The organism is Noviherbaspirillum sp. FW303-A3 (genome assembly GCF_058788695.1).
In genome coordinates, this window is record NZ_JBYTAZ010000001.1 from 4,817,270 (window position 1) to 4,837,193 (window position 19,924).

The 19,924-nt window shown below is 58.1% G+C and carries 19 protein-coding genes; 18 read left to right on the top strand and 1 reads right to left on the bottom strand.

Annotated elements, in window-relative coordinates:
• The first annotated feature begins 30 nt into the window (after nt 1-30).
• Both AC3WOY_RS23160 and AC3WOY_RS23165 read left to right on the top strand, forming a co-directional pair.
• Complete coding sequence (locus AC3WOY_RS23160) at nt 31-489, top strand: CFI-box-CTERM domain-containing protein (protein WP_492428084.1); 459 nt, start codon at nt 31-33, stop codon at nt 487-489.
• Entirely contained in the window at nt 479-1,030 is a 552-nt protein-coding gene (locus AC3WOY_RS23165) for a PD-(D/E)XK nuclease family protein (protein ID WP_492428086.1), read from the top strand. The genes AC3WOY_RS23160 and AC3WOY_RS23165 overlap by 11 nt, the downstream gene beginning before the upstream one ends.
• Before the next feature lie 580 nt (nt 1,031-1,610).
• Here AC3WOY_RS23165 and AC3WOY_RS23170 read toward each other — a convergent pair.
• The gene (locus AC3WOY_RS23170; protein ID WP_492428088.1) at nt 1,611-1,817 is read right to left on the bottom strand and encodes a hypothetical protein; all 207 of its coding nucleotides are present in this window, start codon (nt 1,815-1,817) and stop codon (nt 1,611-1,613) included.
• 303 nt (nt 1,818-2,120) lie between these two features.
• On the opposite strand from AC3WOY_RS23170, the gene flhD reads away from it, so the two are divergent.
• From flhD to AC3WOY_RS23250, 16 genes are all read left to right on the top strand, one after another.
• The gene (gene flhD, locus AC3WOY_RS23175) at nt 2,121-2,438 is read left to right on the top strand and encodes a flagellar transcriptional regulator FlhD (RefSeq protein ID WP_492428090.1); all 318 of its coding nucleotides are present in this window, start codon (nt 2,121-2,123) and stop codon (nt 2,436-2,438) included.
• Nucleotides 2,439-2,494: 56 nt separating this feature from the next.
• Complete coding sequence (gene flhC, locus AC3WOY_RS23180; RefSeq protein ID WP_492428092.1) at nt 2,495-3,064, top strand: flagellar transcriptional regulator FlhC; 570 nt, start codon at nt 2,495-2,497, stop codon at nt 3,062-3,064.
• Between the two features lie 171 nt (nt 3,065-3,235).
• Nucleotides 3,236-3,895: a class I SAM-dependent methyltransferase gene (locus AC3WOY_RS23185; protein ID WP_492428094.1), complete on the top strand. Its 660-nt coding sequence runs from the start codon at nt 3,236-3,238 to the stop codon at nt 3,893-3,895.
• A 169-nt stretch (nt 3,896-4,064) separates the two neighbouring features.
• Nucleotides 4,065-4,925 (top strand): flagellar motor stator protein MotA, encoded by an 861-nt coding sequence (gene motA / locus AC3WOY_RS23190; RefSeq protein WP_492428096.1) that lies wholly within the window; start codon nt 4,065-4,067, stop codon nt 4,923-4,925.
• 33 nt (nt 4,926-4,958) lie between these two features.
• Nucleotides 4,959-5,903, top strand: a complete 945-nt coding sequence (gene motB / locus AC3WOY_RS23195) for a flagellar motor protein MotB (RefSeq protein ID WP_492428098.1) — start codon at nt 4,959-4,961, stop codon at nt 5,901-5,903.
• Between the two features lie 48 nt (nt 5,904-5,951).
• Nucleotides 5,952-6,497: a chemotaxis protein gene (locus tag AC3WOY_RS23200; protein WP_492428100.1), complete on the top strand. Its 546-nt coding sequence runs from the start codon at nt 5,952-5,954 to the stop codon at nt 6,495-6,497.
• 65 nt (nt 6,498-6,562) lie between these two features.
• Nucleotides 6,563-6,928, top strand: coding sequence for a response regulator (locus tag AC3WOY_RS23205; RefSeq protein ID WP_492428102.1), 366 nt, complete (start codon nt 6,563-6,565; stop codon nt 6,926-6,928).
• Nucleotides 6,929-6,982: 54 nt separating this feature from the next.
• A complete protein-coding gene (gene cheA, locus AC3WOY_RS23210; protein WP_492428104.1) occupies nt 6,983-9,160 on the top strand; it encodes a chemotaxis protein CheA in 2,178 nt (725 codons plus the stop codon).
• A 15-nt stretch (nt 9,161-9,175) separates the two neighbouring features.
• Entirely contained in the window at nt 9,176-9,688 is a 513-nt protein-coding gene (locus AC3WOY_RS23215) for a chemotaxis protein CheW (protein WP_492428106.1), read from the top strand.
• Nucleotides 9,689-9,810: 122 nt separating this feature from the next.
• Entirely contained in the window at nt 9,811-11,535 is a 1,725-nt protein-coding gene (locus AC3WOY_RS23220; protein ID WP_492428108.1) for a methyl-accepting chemotaxis protein, read from the top strand.
• A gap of 46 nt (nt 11,536-11,581) precedes the next feature.
• A complete protein-coding gene (locus AC3WOY_RS23225; protein WP_492428110.1) occupies nt 11,582-13,297 on the top strand; it encodes a methyl-accepting chemotaxis protein in 1,716 nt (571 codons plus the stop codon).
• Between the two features lie 208 nt (nt 13,298-13,505).
• Nucleotides 13,506-15,239, top strand: coding sequence for a methyl-accepting chemotaxis protein (locus tag AC3WOY_RS23230; protein WP_492428112.1), 1,734 nt, complete (start codon nt 13,506-13,508; stop codon nt 15,237-15,239).
• Nucleotides 15,240-15,498: 259 nt separating this feature from the next.
• On the top strand, nt 15,499-17,118 hold the full coding sequence (locus AC3WOY_RS23235) for a methyl-accepting chemotaxis protein (protein WP_492428114.1): 1,620 nt from the start codon (nt 15,499-15,501) through the stop codon (nt 17,116-17,118).
• A gap of 63 nt (nt 17,119-17,181) precedes the next feature.
• A complete protein-coding gene (locus tag AC3WOY_RS23240; RefSeq protein WP_492428116.1) occupies nt 17,182-18,069 on the top strand; it encodes a CheR family methyltransferase in 888 nt (295 codons plus the stop codon).
• 3 nt (nt 18,070-18,072) lie between these two features.
• Nucleotides 18,073-18,684 (top strand): chemoreceptor glutamine deamidase CheD, encoded by a 612-nt coding sequence (cheD, locus tag AC3WOY_RS23245; protein WP_420477243.1) that lies wholly within the window; start codon nt 18,073-18,075, stop codon nt 18,682-18,684.
• Between the two features lie 50 nt (nt 18,685-18,734).
• Entirely contained in the window at nt 18,735-19,811 is a 1,077-nt protein-coding gene (locus tag AC3WOY_RS23250) for a protein-glutamate methylesterase/protein-glutamine glutaminase (protein WP_492428118.1), read from the top strand.
• The last annotated feature ends 113 nt before the right edge of the window (nt 19,812-19,924 follow it).

Here is a 19,924-nt window from a genome sequence, read left to right on the forward strand (position 1 = left end):
TTGCAAGATGCAAAGTCGGAGGGATGTTCCATGAAAAGAAAATCCCGGAAGAAAGACCCCAAGACCGTGAGTGCGTCCGAACTGGCGCAGATGGGAGTGTGCGAACGGCTCGTGGTGTTTGAACATCGCTATGGCAAACGGCATACCGCCGCCCAACGCGCGGCGATCCGTCGCGGATTGAAAGAGCACGACCGGTTTTTCCGAGACGGCGTCAGCCTGTCGGAGAACAAGGGGCGTTGCTATATTGCGACACTCGTGTTCGGGGAGGGATCGGAGACTGCATCGCTGAGAAGGTTTCGCGACCAGGCATTGCGCCGAAAAGCAATGGGGCGCTGGTTGATCTTGACGTACTACAAGACAGCACCCTCTGTACGCACATTGTTGGAACATTGTCTGTGGCTGCAACCCTTGGTCCGGGCGATATTGCGGCCGATAGCGTGGGTGGCTGGTCGCGCAATATTTGATCGGGAGGGCGACCATGCCGCTTAGCGTATTGGTGTCACTGGCGCTCGCCATCATCGCGCTGCTGTTCGTTGCCCGTTGGGCGTACCGATTTCGGCTCATGGGTTTGGAAAAAGCATGGTTACCGGAAGATTTGCAGGGCGCTGCATTGATTTACATGGAGCGCATATTCAGAACGTCATCGCCAGTGCCGGTTGTTGCGAAGCTGGATCGCGGCTACCGAAAAGCGGATGGCGTCATTATCCTGGCGGAACTCAAGACGCGGCGCTTGAACCGTCCCTATCCTTCTGATGTCATTGAGTTGTCCGCGCAACGGCTCGCGGTGCAGGCGCAAACGGGACAGCAAGTCGCCAACTACGGTTATGTTGTCATTCAGCAGGCTGGCAGCAAGCGCAAGATGGCACACCGGGTCACCTTGATGTCGATAGACGACGTGACCGCCGTAGCAAAGAGAAGGGATAAGATCTTGGCGAAAGAGGTGGTGCCGCAATATGCTGGCTCGCAACGGATATGTGATCGATGTGCATTCAAGTTGAAATGCGGGCAGACAGCTGATCCATGGAGGTAGCAGCATGGACAATGATTACCGTCATGATGCCAGCAATGCAAGATTTCTCGGGGCCGTACTAAAGGTTTGGCATTGTGATGTTCATTCTGGCAATAATTTCGACTTGGGATCGTCAGCTTCGGTTTTAGGGGCATGTTTGGGGGCATGGTTGGAATACGAAATGCCGGAACCCTTATTTTATGAGGCTTCCAGGCGATCATAGGAATCCCTCCGTCGCCAGAAACAAGAAAAGCCCCGATAGGGGCTTTTTTATTTTCAGCTGCAGGTTGTGCATCTTGTTGCATTTCTGATCGCCGATGCCGCAGTCCTGCGCTCTGGCGTGTTTGGTCTGCTCAATGTGCGCAGGCTGTCTTGCCCCTGCTGGCGTGAACCGCTGCCGTCGTATTTCTCCAGTTATTCTCTCTTCTTCCCTTGTGTCGATCGATGTGAAGTAGGGGGGGGCAGTGATTCTGTCCTCCTGCTGCACGCGCCTGCCGTCGCTTGCCAGATCGCAATGGCGTGACGGTCTCCTTCGAAAATTTCCCTTTCAGTACTGTATTTGCCTCTACGGCACGAAAAATAGCATATTGATAATTTGTGTTCACATGCTTGGTTGAACAAGGGAAAGATTCTTTGCGGCCTTAAATTCCTGCCTTGTGCTGCCGTTAAGCAAGTGAAGAAGGGTGGTGAACGGGTCTCCAAAAAGAATTAAAAAATTTTTTGCTGGAACCCTAAAGTTTGCAAAAACACTGCCGATAACCAACATATCAATCGTATTGGGTGCTTGAATAAATCTGGCGAAAGCCACTTATTGCAATCAAGAACGCTTATTGAAAAAGCAATTAATTAATAAATTTCCCATAGTTAAGGGATGACTGGCCGGTGAGCTAAATCGGTCGCAAAGCCAGACTCCAAGCCATTTCCCGCGCCTTTTCCCTGGTGCGGATTTAACGCTGCCCGGTGTTTGTAGGACAAACACCTACGGGTGGCGTTCGCGCGTGCCTGTAGTGAAATACGGCGCAACTCCTATTTTCTTGAGGCAACTTCACGTCGAGAATGCATCTTACCGAGAGGCAAAATCCTGCCCGGTACCATTGCAGAAGAGGTGAAAATGAACACGAACGACATGATGGCTGAAATTCGGGATGCGAACCTGAGCTATCTGATGCTTGCGCAGCAAATGATCCGTTCCGACAAGGCATCCGCCATTTTTCGCCTCGGTATTAGTGCTGAAATCGCTGACATGCTGGAAGGGTTGAATAATGCCCAGATCCTGAAGCTGGCCGGTACTAACATGATGCTGGCGCGCTTCCGCTTCGATGATGGTGCGATCCTCGGTATGTTGACGAATTACAACAAGGACCGCGGGCTTGCGCATTCGCATGCCGCGATCTTGATGGCCGGGCAGCAGCTTGAAGAGATTTCCTGACAGATATATCGCTTAAGTAATAAACTACCAGTTGTTGCGGAAGACGCGAGGCAGGCATGACCAAAAAAAGCGTAGTGACAGAAGCGCAGGAGATCCAGCTCGCGATCGAGCTCATCAACCTGGGTGCACGTCTTCAGCTTCTCGAATCGGAAACGAGCCTCTCGCGCGAGCGCCTGCTCAAGCTGTACAAGGAGCTGAAAGGCGTATCTCCGCCGAAGGGTATGCTGCCATTCTCGACCGACTGGTTCATTACCTGGCAGCCGAACATTCATTCTTCGCTCTTCATCAATATCCACAAATACCTCGTGGAGCATGCCCAGGTCTCCGGGATCGAGGCGGTGATGAAAGCCTACAAGCTGTATCTTGAACAGGTGGAGCCTGATCCGAGCGGCGAGCCGGTCTTGTCGCTCACGCGCGCCTGGACCCTGGTGCGCTTCTTCGAGAGCAAGATGCTGGAGACGGCAGCCTGTTGCAAGTGCGGTGGCGATTTTGTCGTGCACCGTCTCGACCTCCATCAGGATTATGTCTGCGGCCTGTGCCACATGCCTTCGCGTGCCGGCAAGACCAAGAAGCTGAAAGAAGAGGCTGCGGCAGCGTCTGCCTCTTCGTCGTCGGCGCAGGCTTGATCCAGGGCGCTCTGCCAATCAGGAAGTGTGATGTCTAGCAGGCGCTCCGGCGCGGGCGCTCGGTTTCGTCCTGCCTTCCTTCGTATTCCTGCTGTCCTTGCACTGCTCGCGCAGATCATTGCATTCGCTGCAGTTCTTCTGCTGGCTTTTGCGCTGCCGTCCTTTGCCGGGATGCAGCTCTCGATTGCTATTGCGGCGTTGATCCAGGGATGCCTCGCAGCCGTACTGGCGCGCGGATTTCGTCTCGCGCCATGGTGGGTGCCGATCGAGTTCTGCTTCCCGATTGCCCTTGTGGTCTCGAGCGCCGTACAGTTGCCGCCCGAGGTTTACCTCGCTGCATTTCTTCTTTTCCTTGTCCTGTTCTGGTCGACGTTTCGTACGCAGGTTCCGTTTTATCCCTCGAATGCAACGGTCTGGCGTGCTGTGGCAGAACTGCTGCCCAAAGGGCAGCCCTTGCGCATCATTGACGTCGGGAGCGGTTTCGGCGGGATGGTCATGCATCTCGCGCGGGTGCGTCCTGAATGCGACGTCGTTGGTATTGAGCTTGCGCCGTTGCCTTGGGCCTGCAGTCTTTTGCGTGGCAGGGCAAGCGGCAGTAAGGGGAAGTTTGTTCGCGGGGATTATGACAGGGTCAATTTCGGCGATTTTGATGTTGTCTTCGCTTACTTGTCTCCTGCGGCCATGCCTTTATTATGGCGAAAAGCCCATGCGGAAATGCGCAAAGGCAGCCTGCTGCTGAGTTATGAATTTGCCATTCCTGGTGCCGAGCCGGGTATCGTCATCTATCCTTCCGAGGGCGGGCCGGCGCTATACGGATGGCGTTTCGACTAAGGTTATCGTCTTGACCGCTCAAGTTTTGCCCTTCGCCGTCGTAACCGACATGAAGACCGTCTTCAGGTGCAAAGTTTCGCAGCGCATACATATTGGTTGTGATCCGCAGGACGAATTGGCACAATGTTGGCCTATAGAAAGGCCTCAATAACGACCGGAGCTTGAACCCTTGCTAGTCATTGTCGGATATCTCATTGTCATCGGTTCGGTGTTCGGTGGCTTCGTGCTCGCCGGAGGGCACCTCGCCGCTCTTTTTCAGCCGGTCGAGTTGCTCATGATTGGTGGCGCAGCTACTGGAGCTTTTTTCGTCGGTAATAACAACAAGGCAATCAAGGCGACGTTCAAGGCATTGCCCACGGTGGTGAAGGGGTCCCGGTATACGAAGGCCCTCTACATGGAACTGATGACCTTGCTGTTCGAGATTCTCAGCAAGGTCCGGAAGGAAGGCCTGATGTCAATCGAAGGAGACATCGAACGCCCCGAAGAAAGTCCGATCTTCAGCAAGTATCCCGGCATCCTTGCCGACCATCACATTGTCGAGTTCATGACCGACTATCTGCGCTTGATGGTTTCCGGGAACATGGATGCATTCCAGATCGAAAACCTGATGGACAACGAGATCGAAACCCACCATGCTGAAGGTGAGGTTCCGGTGCACTGCATTGCGAAATTGGGTGATGCGATGCCTGCGTTCGGTATTGTTGCCGCTGTGATGGGTGTTGTGCATACCATGGCCTCTGTGGGGCTTCCTCCGGCCGAGCTGGGCATCCTGATTGCCAATGCGTTGGTGGGCACATTCCTCGGTATTTTGCTTGCGTACGGCTTTGTCGGACCGCTGTCGTCCTTGCTCGAGCAGAAGCTGCACGAATCCACAAAGATGTTCCAATGCGTGAAAGTGACGCTGCTGGCAAGTCTCAATGGCTACGCACCGGCACTTGCGGTCGAATTTGGACGAAAGGTTCTGTTCTCGACGGAGCGTCCGTCATTCACCGAACTGGAAGAGCACATCAAGCAATCCAAGTCGAAGTAATTTCGAAACCAATGCATATCAGCGGAAATCGACATGGCCGATGAAGGGCTGCGCCCAATAATCGTAAAGCGCGTCAACAAGGGCGGTGGTGGACACCACGGGGGCGCTTGGAAGATTGCGTACGCCGACTTCGTGACGGCAATGATGGCATTCTTCCTGCTGATGTGGCTGCTCGGTTCCACGGCCAAGGGGGATCTGAAAGGGATTGCCGAATATTTCAGCACGCCGCTCAAGGTCGCCATGTCCGGAGGTTCCGGCTCGGGTGACAGCTCGAGCGTGGTGCAGGGCGGCGGCAAGGACTTGACCCGCAAGGACGGGCAGGTCAAGAAAGGGGATGACCCCGATATCAAGAAGACCTACAACCTCCAGGCGGCACATCTCCAGCAGGCGGAAAAGGAACTCGAGAAGGCCGAACTGGCACGTTTGAAGGGGCTCAAGGCCAAAATCGAGGAAGTGATCGAATCCCGGCCAACGCTCAAGCAGTTCAAGAAGCAGCTCCTGATCGATATCACAACAGAAGGCCTGCGCATCCAGATCGTGGACGAGCAAAACCGGCCAATGTTTGCCCTGGCGAAGGCGGAGCTGCAGCCGTATACGAAGGAAATCATGTTCGAGATCGGCCGTGCGCTGAACGACGTGCCTAACCGGGTCAGCCTCTCCGGCCATACTGATGCGACGCCGTATGCCAGCGGTGAAAAGGGCTACAGCAACTGGGAGTTGTCTGCAGACCGTGCGAATGCGTCTCGCCGGGCACTGATTGCAGGTGGAATGGATGAAGCAAAGGTGCTGCGCGTGGTAGGCTTGTCGTCAGCCGTGCTGTTCGACAGGCAGGATCCATTCAATCCGACCAACCGGCGCATTAGCATTATTGTAATGAACAAGAAGACGGAAGAAACCGCGTCGAGGGACGGCGGGACCGTGGAGGTCTCGAATGAAACGCAAGCCAGGCAGGAAGTGGCAGGCACCGCCGCACGATAAGTATGTGTCGCATGCAGCTTTAACAATAAGCGGTATGGGGACGGGACGATGACAAGTGAAAAAAAGTTGGGCTCGCAGGTCAAGCACCTGCTGTCCAACCTGTCGGATCATGGAACGCAGCACCTGACCGAAGTCGAAACCGACTTGGTCCAAACCAGCTTTCTGCTTGGCGAAGCGATCGAGAAGCTGGGGGCGAGCTTCATGGCGATCCATGAGGCGATTACTGCCCAGCAGGAGGCGATCGACCTGCTGCTCTCAGGGGGCAAGCCGACGCCCGAGATCGCCGAGCAGATCAAGGCCAAGCACAGCGAGATCGGCAAACACGTCAGTGCCGCCGTTACCGGCCTCCAATTCCAGGACATGACCAGCCAGCTCATCGGACGTACCGTTGCCCGGGTCACCGGGCTGCGCGACGTTCTCGGCGGCATCGGGTCGGGCAGTTCGACCATCTCTGAAACCAATGCGGAAGAAATCATCGCGACGCTCAACAGCATCAACAAGGTGCTGGAAGAGCAGAGCGTGAAGCTCGAGAGCGCCTTGTGGAAGGCGGTGTGCCAGACGCACATGGAGAGCGGCGACATCGAGCTGTTTTGACGGATACAGGTTATACGGACATACGGGCTGCCAGCCCGGACATGAAAATAGCAGGAGTGAATTCAATGGCAAAGACGATATTGGCGGTGGACGACTCGGGCTCACTACGGCAGATGGTGGTGTTCAGCCTGAGGGCGGCCGGCTACCAGGTCACGGAGGCTGTGGATGGGCAGGATGGCCTGGACAAGGCGAAAGGGCAGATCTTCGATCTGGTCCTGACCGACCAGAACATGCCGCGCATGGACGGGCTCACGCTCATCCGCTCGCTGCGCGGATTGCCTACCTACCAGAAAGTGCCGATCCTCATGCTCACCACCGAGTCGAGCGATGAGATGAAGAACAAGGGACGCGCTGCCGGCGCCAACGGCTGGCTCGTGAAGCCGTTCGACCCGCAGCGCCTGACCGAGGTCGTCCGCAAGGTCATTGGTTGAACCTTGCCCGCACAAAGGCTACGAGAACAAAAGCGAAGATGACGGAGTCCCATAATGACCATTGACATGAGCCAGTTCTTTCAGGTGTTCTTTGACGAGACCGAAGAACTCCTCGCAGAAATGGAAAAGCTGCTCCTGGCGATCGATGTGTCGGCGCCCGATGAGGAAGACCTGAACGCGATTTTCCGCGCGGCGCATTCCATCAAGGGAGGCGCGGGCACGTTCGGACTGACGGACCTGACCGACGTCACGCATGTGCTGGAGTCATTGCTGGACAAGATCCGCAAAGGGGAAATGGCACTGTTGTCCGAGCATGTGGATGCCTTCCTCGTGGCCAAGGATGTGCTCAAGATGCAGCTCGACGGGCACCGCCTTCACACGCCTGTGGACCAGGAAGCGATTGTCGATGCACGGATGCTTCTCGAGTCGTTGTCCAAGGGCGGCGTGCCCAAAGCCTTGCCCCCTGCTTCTCTCGTGGCTCCCAAGGTTGAAGAGCCGATCAATGCGCCGGCAGGTGCGACCCGGCAGTTCCGCGTCGAACTTCCCCAGATCGCCGAACGCGACGTCGATGCGCTCATGGCAGAGCTCGGGCTCCTCGGACAGATTCGCAAGGAAATGCTGCCCGACAACCGCGCGGTGTTCTTCCTCGCCTGCAGCGGCGGCCCCGATGACATCGTCGCGATCTGCTCGTTCATCCTCGATCCGAATGACCTGAAGATCACGGAAGAAGCGTTGCAACAGACGACCGATGCGGACGCAAAGGCCGCGCAGGAACAGGCGCAGGGCTACGGCTTCTTCGACAACTTCCAGACGCATGAGCAGTCGGTTGCCGACAAGGCTGCGAAAGAAGCGGCGCAAGGTTACGGCTTCTTCGACAATTTCGAAACGCACGAAATGAAGGAGGCAAAGGGCGGAGTCGGCCAGCCCGCAACTCCCGCCCAGGATGCAACCGCTCCCGCAGCGCAGAGCGCCGGTACGCCGGCTGCGGTGGAGAAGAAGCCCGTTGCACGTCGCGAGGTCGACAAGGGCGCGCACAATTCGGAAACGACATCGATTCGTGTCGGCATCGAAAAGGTCGACCAGCTGATCAATCTCGTCGGCGAACTGGTGATTACCCAGGCCATGATCGAGCAGCGGACGAACACCCTCGATCCGATGATCCACGAGCGCCTGCTCAACAGCGTGAGCCAGCTCACACGCAATACCCGCGACCTGCAGGAAGCCGTGATGTCGATCCGCATGATCCCGATGGATTATGTGTTTTCGCGCTTTCCGCGCATGGTGCGCGACCTTGCAGGCAAGCTTGGCAAGCGCATCGAATTCGTCACGCACGGCGCTGCGACCGAACTCGACAAGGGTCTGATTGAACGCATCGTCGACCCGCTTACCCACCTGGTCCGCAACAGTATCGACCACGGTATCGAAATGCCTGACGTGCGCAGGGAGGCCGGCAAGAACGAAACCGGGCGCCTGTCCTTGTCCGCCGGCCACCAGGGCGGGAACATCGTCATCGAAGTCACCGACGACGGCGGCGGCCTCAATCGCGAAAAGATCCTCGCCAAGGCAAAATCGCAGGGTTTGCCGGTCACCGACTCGATGCCGGATGCCGACGTGTGGCAGCTCATTTTTGCGCCAGGCTTTTCCACTGCCGAAGTCGTGACCGATGTTTCCGGCCGCGGCGTTGGCATGGACGTTGTGAAGCGAAACATCACGGCGATGGGCGGCGCAGTCGATATCCGTTCGGCCAAAGGCTTCGGCACCACCATTTCAATTTCGTTGCCGTTGACGCTGGCGATCCTGGACGGCATGTCGATCAAGGTCGGCAGCGAGATCTACATCCTGCCGCTGGGATACGTTGTCGAATCTCTGCAGCCGGATCCGGCAGACGTGAAGGAAATCGCGGGGCAGGGGCGTGTCGTGAAGGTGCGCGGCGAATACCTGCCGCTGATCCCGTTGTACAAGATGTTCGGCATCGAGGCGCGCTTCACTGATCCATCGCAAGGCATCGTGGTGATCCTCGAATCCGAAGGCAAGAAAGCCGCGCTGTTCATCGATGACCTGGTCGGACAGCAGCAGGTCGTCGTCAAGAACCTCGAATCCAACTATCGCAAGGTCGCAGGGATCTCCGGCGCCACCATTCTTGGTGACGGCGGCGTGTCCCTGATTATCGACGTGGCAGCACTGCTGCGTTCAAGCCGTCAGCTTGCCGCCGACGAATCCATTTTTTCCTGACAAGAGATGACTACCATGACACAAACCGTTCAATCGATCGCCCCGGTCAATGGAGAGAAAGCCGATCGCGACATCGCCGGCCAGGAGTACCTTGCCTTCACCCTGGGCAAGGAAGAGTACGGCATCGATATTCTGAAAGTACAAGAAATCCGCGGGTACGAAACCGTCACCCGCATTGCCAATGCACCCGACTTCATCAAAGGCGTGGTGAACCTGCGCGGCATTATCGTGCCGATCGTGGACATGCGTATCAAGTTTCATCTCGGCGAGCCGACCTACGACCAGTTCACCGTCGTCATCATCCTGAATGTGGCGGGTCGGGTGGTAGGCATGGTCGTCGACAGCGTGTCAGACGTGACGACGCTGTCGCCGGAGCAAATCAAGCCCGCGCCGGAGATGGGCACTGCACTCAACACCGATTACCTGATCGGACTGGGCACCATTGACCAGCGCATGCTGATCCTGGTCGACATCGACAAGCTGATGTCGAGCGCGGACATGGGGTTGATCGACAAGATCGCCGCATAAGAAGGAACAGGCAGTACCAAAGCAGTGCCAATGCCGCGAAGACGGCAAACCAATGCCAGAAGAGACTGAAGGCCCGCTGACAACGTATCGACGGGCCATTCCACACACTGAGGGTAGGGACGATGTTTACAAATTTGACCATCAAGTCACGGCTGGTGTTCGTCATCAGCTTTCTTTCGCTGTTGCTTGTCGGCAGCGGCATCATCGCAATTATCAGCCTGAGTTCAGCAAACAATTCATTGAGGACGATCTATGACGATCGCCTTATTCCGATCGGACAGTTGAACACCATTGTCCGACTCATCAGCGACAACCGGATGGCGGCAGCGGAATCCATGAATGGCGATCCATCGGTCGTCAACAAGAGCATGGATGCGGTTGATAAACGTATCGCTGAGGTGTCTCGCATCTGGGACGCCTTCATGACGGCGGAGTTGACCGATCTTGAGCGGACGCAGGCAAAGAAAGCGCAAGACAGCCGGGTCAAATTTATCGAGGAGGGCCTGAAGCCAACCGTGGCGGCATTGCGTGCGGCGAACGTGCAGCAGGCCATGGAATTGATGCAGGGGCCGATGAGCCAGACCTACGCCGTATTCCAGACCGATATCGATGCGCTCATCAAGACGCAGGAAGATGTCGCGAGAAAGGAGTACGAAAAAACGCAGAGCATGTATGTCCTGGTGCGCAACGTGTCGATTGCCGCCATGCTCTTCGGCGTGACACTGTCCGGCCTGATCGGGTTGTGGCTTATCCGTGCCATTTCAGTGCCGCTGGGCGAGGCCGTGCGTGTCGCGCGAAGCGTGGCCGAGGGCGACCTTACCCAGGACATTGAAATTTCATCGCGCGACGAAACCGGCCAGCTTCTCGCTGCACTCAAGTTGATGAACGACAGCCTGGCAAACACCGTTGGGCAGGTGCGTGTGGGTACTGAAGCCATGGGCGTCGCCTCCCGCGAGATTGCGCAAGGCAATGCCGACCTGTCGGCCCGCACGGAATCGCAGGCAAGCTCGCTCGAAGAGACGGCATCTTCGATGGAAGAACTGACTTCGACGGTGAAGCAGAATGCGGAGAATGCCCGCCAGGCCAACCAGCTGGTGGTGTCGGCATCGGACGTCGCTGTACGCGGCGGCCATGTGGTGGGCCAGGTGGTGGAGACAATGGGCTCGATCAAGGAAAGCTCGCGCAAGATCGTGGACATCATCGGGGTGATCGATGGCATCGCGTTCCAGACCAACATCCTGGCACTGAACGCCGCGGTGGAAGCGGCGCGTGCCGGCGAACAGGGCCGTGGTTTTGCGGTGGTGGCGGCGGAAGTGCGCAACCTGGCGCAGCGTTCTGCCGGCGCGGCCAAGGAGATCAAGGAGTTGATCAGCGATTCGGTCGAGAAGGTCGATGCGGGCAGCAAGCTGGTCGACGAGGCGGGCAAGACGATGGGCGAGATCGTGACCTCGGTCAAGCATGTGGCCGACATCATGAACGAGATTACCGCGGCCAGCCAGGAGCAGAGTGCAGGCATCGAACAGGTCAACCAGGCAATCAGCCAGATGGATGAGATGACGCAACAGAATGCTGCGCTGGTTGAGCAGGCTGCTGCTGCGGCTGACAGTATGCAGACACAGGCGGCCACATTGGCACAGGCTGTATCGGTGTTCAAGGTGAGTGGGGCAGGGCAGGCAGTCATGCTGTCAGCACCGGTACCGTTGACACCATCGACCGTGGCGCCTCTGTCGTTGCCAGCCAAGAAGGCTGCAACGCGTGCAGTCGCCCCAAAGACAGCAACTCCGCCCGGAGCAAGGGCAAAACCCGTCGTGCCGGCCGGAACGGGAGATGAGTGGGAGGAATTCTGACGCAGCAGGCTGGCGATCAATTCCATACCAAACACCAGGAAACGACATGTTCAAAATTTCGGATATAAAAATCGGTACACGGCTCGCGCTGGGATTCGGCGTGGTACTCCTTTGTGCGACTGCGCTGCTACTGCTTGCACTGTGGCGCATGAGCCAGCTGCATGGGACGACGGAACGCATCGTCAACGAGCGCGTTGGCAGCCTGACCAGCGGGATGGAGATGCGCGAGGCTGGCTGGGGGCTTGCACTGTCGCTGCGCAAGGTAGCTACGCCGACTGACGCTACCGAGGGCGAGCGTGAAGCCAAGCGCCTCACAGTGCTGCTGGATGTGTATGCGAAGGCAGAGTCGACCCTCCAGAAGTATTCCGACGACACGCAGGCGAAGACGCTGCTGGCGGCATCGATCGAGCAGAAGCAGGCCATCTTCCCGGTGATTGAAAAAATAAAGGGGCATGTCTCCGGCGGAAACTATTTCGATGCCGCTGCCATGCTGAAGACCGACTTCATTCCCTTGCACGATAAATGGATGACCAGCCTGGTGGCGCTGGCCGATTACCAGCAGAAGGAAATGAAGTCGACCTATGAAGAGTCCCAGTCGAACTACAGCACGACGCGCATGGGCATGCTGGCAATCGGCATTCTGACGATTGCCATTGGTGCATTCGTTGCCGTCTTCATCACGCGGACCATTACATCGCCATTGCGTGAAGCGGCCAATGTTGCCAATACCATTGCAAGCGGCGATCTCACGGCGAGAATCGAGCCGCATGGGCAGGACGAGGCCGGGCAGCTTGTCAATGCATTGAGGGCAATGCAGGGCAATCTGGTCGATACGGTCAACCACATCAAGCATGGTACGGAAACCATTTCCGTCGCCTCGCGCGAGATCGCGTCCGGTAATGCCGACCTGTCGGCCCGCACCGAATCGCAGGCAAGTTCGCTCGAAGAGACAGCATCCTCGATGGAGGAGCTGACAACCACGGTCAAGCAGAATGCCGAAAATGCCCGCCAGGCCAACCAGCTGGTGGTGTCGGCATCGGACTATGCGGTGAAGGGCGGCGAGGTGGTGGGCCAGGTGGTGGAGACGATGGGTTCGATCAAGGAGAGCTCGCGCAAGATCGTGGACATCATCGGGGTGATCGATGGCATAGCGTTCCAGACCAACATCCTGGCACTGAACGCAGCGGTGGAAGCGGCGCGTGCCGGCGAACAGGGCCGTGGTTTTGCGGTGGTGGCGGCGGAAGTGCGCAACCTGGCGCAGCGTTCTGCCGGCGCGGCCAAGGAGATCAAGGAGTTGATCAGCGACTCGGTCGAGAAGGTCGATGCGGGCAGCAAGCTGGTCGACGAGGCGGGCAAGACGATGGGCGAGATCGTGACCTCGGTCAAGCATGTGGCCGACATCATGAGCGAGATCACCGCGGCCAGCCAGGAGCAGAGCTCCGGCATCGAGGAAGTCAACCGTGCCATCGCACAGATGGACGAGATGACACAGCAGAATGCAGCCTTGGTCGAGCAAGCTGCCGCTGCAGCCGAAAGCATGCAGGAACAGTCAGTCAACCTCACGCAGGCAGTTGGCGTATTCAAGCTGGGAGCGTCGGCGGTACAAACGGCGCCGGTCGTTGCGACGACCAGGCCGGCAGTTGAAAAAAAGGTTCCTGCACCCAGGCCGGCGACATCGCGAACGCAGGTTGCCATGGTCAAACCATCATTGCCGCCCAAGCCTCCGGCAGGCGGAAACAACGATGAGTGGGAGGAGTTCTAAGACCGACGTTCCAGCGAAGCGTCAACGACTTTGTCATGCATCAATACTTCTTGCCACGATTTGTCCCATCTCGAACACAGTCATGGATTGCAGCATTGCTTCGGAGTAATATGTTCGGATGGCTGCTCTGCAGCAGGTAAACCCATGAGACCGGTCGGTTCCGTAACCGGCCGGTTGACGTAAAAGCGGATTGAGTCGGGAGAATCATATGAATTTGCGTAGCTTGAAGATTGGCGCGCGTCTTGGAGTCAGTTTCGGAGTCATCCTTGCGATTCTTGCATTGATGGTCATCCTGGGGAATGCGCTCACCACCAGGAACAAGCAACGGCTGATCGAGGGTCTGGAAGTCTCCAATACCAAAGGCGTGCTCGCGACCACCATGAAAAGCGCCCTGCTGGAAGCCGGCGTCGCCATGCGCAATATCGGCCTGCAATCCGATGTCGGTGCCATGCAAAAGGAAGAGACGCGCGTCAAGGAGCATAACAAGCGTTATGCCGAAGCACGCGACAAGCTCACCGCACTCGGCCTGACGGATGCAGAGAAAAAGATCGTCGCGGAGATCTCGCGTCTCGACCAGGAGATCGCCGCTCCGTTCAAGGAGGCTATTGGCCAGGCCCTGGCATTCAACAGCGAAGGAGCTGCAAAAGTCATCGCCAGCCGCATCGACCAGTTGAACCATCAGGCTGTTGCAGAAATGGACAAGCTGCTGGCACTCCAGCAAGCCGCTTCGAAGGAAGTCCTGGAGAGCTCTTTGGCCGATGACAGCCGTCTCATGGTGCTGCTGTATGTGCTCGGTGTAATTGCACTCGCCATCGGAGGTGTGTTTGCATGGGTGATCACCCACAGCATTACCGGGCCGCTGAATGATGCCGTGGCGGTTGCCAGCCGGGTGGCAACGGGTGACCTGACATCCAGGATCGAGGAAACGAGCAGGGATGAAATCGGCCAGCTGTTTGATGCGTTGCGCCAGATGAACAACAGCCTGTCCGAAATCGTCGGAAATGTCCGGTCGGGTACGGAAAGCATCGGCGTCGCTTCCGGCGAAATCGCACAAGGCAATGCCGACCTGTCGGCCCGCACGGAATCGCAGGCAAGCTCGCTCGAAGAGACGGCATCTTCGATGGAAGAACTGACTTCGACGGTGAAGCAGAATGCGGAGAATGCCCGCCAGGCCAACCAACTGGTGGTGTCGGCATCGGACGTCGCGATGCGCGGCGGCCATGTGGTGGGCCAGGTGGTGGAGACAATGGGCTCGATCAAGGAAAGCTCGCGCAAGATCGTGGACATCATCGGGGTGATCGATGGCATCGCGTTCCAGACCAACATCCTGGCACTGAACGCAGCAGTGGAAGCGGCGCGTGCCGGCGAACAGGGCCGCGGCTTCGCGGTGGTGGCGGCGGAAGTGCGCAACCTGGCGCAGCGTTCTGCCGGCGCGGCCAAGGAGATCAAGGAGTTGATCAGCGACTCGGTCGAGAAGGTCGATGCGGGCAGCAAGCTGGTCGACGAGGCGGGCAAGACGATGGGCGAGATCGTGACCTCGGTCAAGCATGTGGCCGACATCATGAACGAGATTACCGCGGCCAGCCAGGAGCAGAGCTCCGGCATCGAGGAAGTCAACCGTGCCATCGCACAGATGGACGAGATGACGCAGCAGAATGCCGCCTTGGTCGAGCAGGCGGCTGCTACGGCCGAAAGCATGCAGCAGCAGGCAAGCACGCTTTCGCAGGCGGTGTCCGTATTCAAGGTTGAAGGTGTGGCCAGAATGACCATGTCGCCGGTGGCCGCGGTGCCCGTGGCTACTCAAAAACCGTCGGAAACCACCCGCACGCCGCGCGCAGTTGCCGTGCCAAGGGCTGCGGTCGCGCCGGCGGCGCCGAAACCGATTGCACGTTCGAAGACAAGTGCGCCGGTCAATGATGGCGGTGAATGGGAAGAGTTCTGATCCCCGCAGGGGAAACGGTTCGGACATTGACATGGCTGGACAACATTCGACAGGCGCAGTGAAAAAAGGCGTGTCCGCAAGGGCACGCTTTTTTGTATCAATTGAGGTTGGATTGAGGGGTTATTCCAAGGATGATCTTTGCGTCCGGCGACCCATAATCCACCAAAGGTAGAGCAGTGCAGGCAGCGATGCCGCGGCAGGCAATGTGCGCTGAATATGCTACGCTGAAACAGCAAGATCGATATCCTGGGGAGACCGAATGAAGATCATGGAACAACAACCGATTCGGTACCTGATTGTTGGCACCGCCGCCATCGTCGCCGGGACTGCGCTTGCAGCCCTGATCCAGTGGATCGCCGGTGCCGGCGCCTCTCCCTTGCTGCTCGCCGCAGCGGGCGCATTCGCAGCCGTGATCGTCATGCTCCTTGGTGCACAGGCCAGTGGCAAGGGGGGCACCCATTTCATCGAGGAGATGGGCGAGGAAGTCGACCACATCATGATCGGCGCTGCCGAAACGGCGTATTTTGTCGATTCGATCAAGAAAAAAGTCGACGTAGACCTGCAGACTACGGAAGAGATCGTCGGCCGTGCACAGCAAACCGCCCAGACGACAGAACAGATTGCCGCAAACGCCGAGCGGGCATCCAAAGTGGCTGCAGACGTTCGTACCGAGAGTGTTGCAGGACGGGCCGAGGTCGACCAGGGGCTGCAGCAGATCAGCAATGCACGGCTGGACGCGCAGGCAGCATCTTCGGTCATGGGCAAGCTCCAGGAAAAGTCCCGCAAGATTCACGTCATCACGGAAGTGATCAACGAAATTGCGGCTCGCACCAACCTGCTGGCGCTGAACGCCGCCATCGAAGCAGCAAGAGCCGGCGAGCACGGCCGGGGATTTGCCGTGGTGGCGGGCGAAGTGCGCCAGCTTGCGCAGCGCACCAAATCGGCAACGGACGACATCGGCGTGATGGTCCGTGAAATCAACGAAGAGGCCGAGCGTGCGGCCGCCGGCATGACCGCACTGACCGGAAAGGTCAGCGAGGCGGCCCATAACGTTGAGCGCGTGCACACCTTCCTCGGCAACATCGAGCGTTCGGCGGCAATTTCCGAAAGCGAGATTCAGCAAATCGCCGGTGCCTCGCGCGAGCATGTCGAAACGACGCACGTCATCGCCGATGCCATTTCCCGCATTCGTGACGGCATGCTGGCAACGGAAGACGAATTGCCGCGTGCTGCGAAGTCGGCGACTGTCCTGTCCGAACGCGGCGAGATGCTGTTCGAGGTGCTGTCGCATTCGAATGCCAAGACATCCCATGACGAGATCCGGGCAGTGGCGCAGCAGGCGGCAAAGGATGTCGGGAAGTTGTTCGAACAGGCAATCTCCAGCGGCCAGATTACGGAAGCCGCCTTGTTCGACCGCACTTACAAGCCTATTCCCAATACCAACCCGCCAAAACACAAGACGGCATTTGATGCCTTTACGGACAGGGTCCTGCCGGGGCTCCAGGAGCCGATCCTGGAACGGATGCCGCAAATTGCGTATGCAGGTGCTGTCGACAACAATGGCTACTTCCCGACGCACAACCGCAAGTTTTCAAAACCGCTGACCGGAAATTACGACACCGACCTGGTGAACAATCGTACCAAGCGTATTTTCAATGACCGTACAGGGGCGCGTTGCGGCTCGAATACGAAGCCCTTCCTGCTGCAGACGTACAAGCGGGACACCGGCGAAGTGATGCACGACCTGTCTGTGCCGATCTATGTCAATGGCAAGCACTGGGGCGGCTTCCGGGTCGGATACCGTTCCAGCGCACCGCCGGCTCTGGCCAAACCGGCATCCGTGCCGATGGCGCCGAAGGGCAAGCCCAAGGGGCATTAGCAATGAAGGCGGATGGCGCAAGGCGATGATCAGGCAAACAACAAAGCGGAAAGAAATTTGGGTGTGGTGAATTCGATCAGACAGAAGCAGGAAACGACGAAAGAGTTCGAGTTCACGCCTCGCGACTTCGAGCGCGTACGATCCCTGATCTATCAGCGGGCCGGCATTGCACTCGCGGAAAGCAAGCAGGAGATGGTGTACAGCCGTCTCGCCAGACGTCTGCGGGCGACCGGCATCCGCTCCTTCCAGGAGTACCTGGACGGACTTGAGAGCCATCAGGAGAGCGATGAGTGGGAGGCGTTCACCAATGCGCTCACCACCAACCTGACTTCGTTCTTCCGGGAGTCGCACCATTTTCCCATCCTGGCTGATCATGTCCGGGGCGCGAAGGAGCCGCTCCTGGTGTGGTGTGCAGCCAGTTCGACCGGCGAGGAGCCGTATTCGATCGCGATGACCTTGTGCGAGGCGCTTGGGACACTGACGCCCCAGGCGCACGTGATCGCCACCGACATCGACACCAATGTGCTGGCAACCGCCGCTGCCGGAATCTATCCGATCGAGCGCCTCGACAAGATGCCGCCGGAGCAGGCGCGCCGATTCTTCCTGAAGGGGAAGGGGGACCGTGCGGGGCTTGTGCGCGTGCGGCCCGAGTTGCGCCAGATGGTGACGTTCAAGCAGTTGAATCTCCTGGCGAACGACTGGCCGGTACAGGGGCCGTTCGACGCGATCTTTTGTCGAAACGTCATGATCTATTTTGACAAGCCGACGCAGGGTAAAATTCTGAGTCGCTTTGCGCCGCTGATGAAACCGGACGCACTGCTGTTTGCAGGTCACTCCGAAAACTTTTTATATGTATCCGATGCGTTCAAGCTGCGAGGCAAGACCGTTTATGAACTGGATCCCCACCGCGGCGCAGGCCATCGCGCGGTCCCACGCAGGACTGAGAAATAAGGTATGAGCAACGCCCTCGAAGAGCATTTTGCGACCAACGTCTACTATGATCGGACGTTCGACTGCGACGCAGCGAAGATCCTTCCGGGGGAGTACTACTACACCTGCAAGGACATGATGATCGTTACCGTTCTCGGCTCGTGCGTATCGGCCTGCATCCGCGACCGAGTGACGGGTATCGGCGGGATGAACCACTTCATGCTGCCGGACGGCGGATCCGATACCGACAGCCCGGTCTCCGCCTCCATGCGCTACGGCACCTATGCCATGGAAGTGCTGATCAATGATCTCCTGAAGGCGGGCGCCCGGCGCGAAAACCTGGAGGCCAAGGTGTTCGGCGGCGGCAATGTGCTTCGTGGGTTCATCGCCATCAATGTCGGCGAGCGCAACGCCCAGTTCGTGCGGGATTACCTGCGCGCGGAGAACATCCGCGTTGTCGCCGAAGACCTCAACGACATCTACCCGCGCAAGGTTTACTTTTTCCCGCGCACCGGTAAAGTGCTTGTCAAGAAGCTCAAGCAACTGAACAACAATACGCTGGTGAACCGCGAACAGGATTACGCAAGCCGCCTCCTCACCAACCCGGTGGCCGGCGACGTCGAGCTGTTTGGCTGAATTTCTGATTTACCCGGAAGGGCGGCTGCCCCGTACTGAAAGCAAGTGTCATGAAGATTAAAGTGTTGATCGTGGACGACTCGGCGTTGATCCGCAGCGTCATGAACGAGATCATCAGCAAACAGCCCGACATGGAAGTTGTCGGCGTCGCGCCGGATCCCATCGTGGCGCGCGACCTGATCAAGCGGACGAACCCCGATGTCCTGACGCTCGATGTCGAAATGCCGCGCATGGACGGGCTCGACTTCCTGGAAAAGCTGATGCGCCTGCGTCCGATGCCGGTCGTCATGGTGTCGTCGCTGACGGAACGCGGTTCGGAAATCACGCTGCGCGCGCTGGAACTCGGCGCGGTGGATTTCGTCACCAAACCCAAGCTGTCGATCCAGACCGGCATGCTGGAATACGCCGAACTGATCACGGACAAGATCCGCGCCGCCGCGAAGGCGCGGGTCAGGGCGCGCACGATCCCGCATCCGGATGCGCAGAAGGGGGCCACTGAAGGCTTGCCGATGATCCGCAATCCGCTGACCAGTAGCGAAAAGCTCATCATCATTGGCGCATCCACCGGTGGCACCGAGGCAATCAAGGAATTCCTGGTGCAGATGCCGTCCGACTGTCCGGGCATCCTGATTACGCAGCATATGCCGGAAGGTTTTACCCGCTCTTTTGCGAAACGCCTCGATGGCCTGTGCAAGATCACGGTCAAGGAAGCGGAGGGCGGGGAGCGCGTGCTGCCGGGCCACGCCTTCATTGCACCGGGCCATTCACACCTTCAGCTTGCGCGCAGCGGCGCCAACTACGTCACCCAGCTGGACCAGGGGCCGCCGGTGAATCGCCATCGCCCCTCCGTCGACGTCCTGTTCGAGTCCGCGGCACGCTGCGCAGGCAAGAACGCCGTCGGCGTCATCCTGACCGGAATGGGGAAAGACGGCGCGGCCGGCATGCTTACGATGAAAAATGCCGGCGCCTACAATTTTGCGCAGGATGAAGCATCGTGCGTGGTGTTCGGGATGCCGCGCGAAGCGATCGCAGTCGGCGCCACCCATGAGGTTGGCCCGCTGCACTCATTGCCAGGGATGGTCCTCGGCTACCTTGCGGCCCACAGCAGCCGTGCGCTGCGCGTCTGATGGTGTTGTCAGAAGATACACGTTCGCCTTGCCTGTTGTCGCTTTTAGTTGCCGCTGCAAAAGCGGATAATGCTTTAGGTGCATAATCAAGAGCGGAAGGATTATACTTAGGG

What these genes read in the sequence shown, in the direction of transcription:
- flhD (WP_492428090.1), top strand. Translation starts at nt 2,121, where the DNA reads ATGAACACGAACGACATGATGGCTGAAATTCGGGATGCGAACCTGAGC.
- AC3WOY_RS23200 (WP_492428100.1), top strand. Translation starts at nt 5,952, where the DNA reads ATGACAAGTGAAAAAAAGTTGGGCTCGCAGGTCAAGCACCTGCTGTCC.
- AC3WOY_RS23230 (WP_492428112.1), top strand. Translation starts at nt 13,506, where the DNA reads ATGAATTTGCGTAGCTTGAAGATTGGCGCGCGTCTTGGAGTCAGTTTC.
- flhC (WP_492428092.1), top strand. Translation starts at nt 2,495, where the DNA reads ATGACCAAAAAAAGCGTAGTGACAGAAGCGCAGGAGATCCAGCTCGCG.
- AC3WOY_RS23160 (WP_492428084.1), top strand. Translation starts at nt 31, where the DNA reads ATGAAAAGAAAATCCCGGAAGAAAGACCCCAAGACCGTGAGTGCGTCC.
- AC3WOY_RS23165 (WP_492428086.1), top strand. Translation starts at nt 479, where the DNA reads ATGCCGCTTAGCGTATTGGTGTCACTGGCGCTCGCCATCATCGCGCTG.
- AC3WOY_RS23185 (WP_492428094.1), top strand. Translation starts at nt 3,236, where the DNA reads ATGCAGCTCTCGATTGCTATTGCGGCGTTGATCCAGGGATGCCTCGCA.
- AC3WOY_RS23235 (WP_492428114.1), top strand. Translation starts at nt 15,499, where the DNA reads ATGAAGATCATGGAACAACAACCGATTCGGTACCTGATTGTTGGCACC.
- AC3WOY_RS23205 (WP_492428102.1), top strand. Translation starts at nt 6,563, where the DNA reads ATGGCAAAGACGATATTGGCGGTGGACGACTCGGGCTCACTACGGCAG.
- AC3WOY_RS23220 (WP_492428108.1), top strand. Translation starts at nt 9,811, where the DNA reads ATGTTTACAAATTTGACCATCAAGTCACGGCTGGTGTTCGTCATCAGC.
- motB (WP_492428098.1), top strand. Translation starts at nt 4,959, where the DNA reads ATGGCCGATGAAGGGCTGCGCCCAATAATCGTAAAGCGCGTCAACAAG.
- cheD (WP_420477243.1), top strand. Translation starts at nt 18,073, where the DNA reads ATGAGCAACGCCCTCGAAGAGCATTTTGCGACCAACGTCTACTATGAT.
- AC3WOY_RS23225 (WP_492428110.1), top strand. Translation starts at nt 11,582, where the DNA reads ATGTTCAAAATTTCGGATATAAAAATCGGTACACGGCTCGCGCTGGGA.
- AC3WOY_RS23215 (WP_492428106.1), top strand. Translation starts at nt 9,176, where the DNA reads ATGACACAAACCGTTCAATCGATCGCCCCGGTCAATGGAGAGAAAGCC.
- AC3WOY_RS23250 (WP_492428118.1), top strand. Translation starts at nt 18,735, where the DNA reads ATGAAGATTAAAGTGTTGATCGTGGACGACTCGGCGTTGATCCGCAGC.
- cheA (WP_492428104.1), top strand. Translation starts at nt 6,983, where the DNA reads ATGACCATTGACATGAGCCAGTTCTTTCAGGTGTTCTTTGACGAGACC.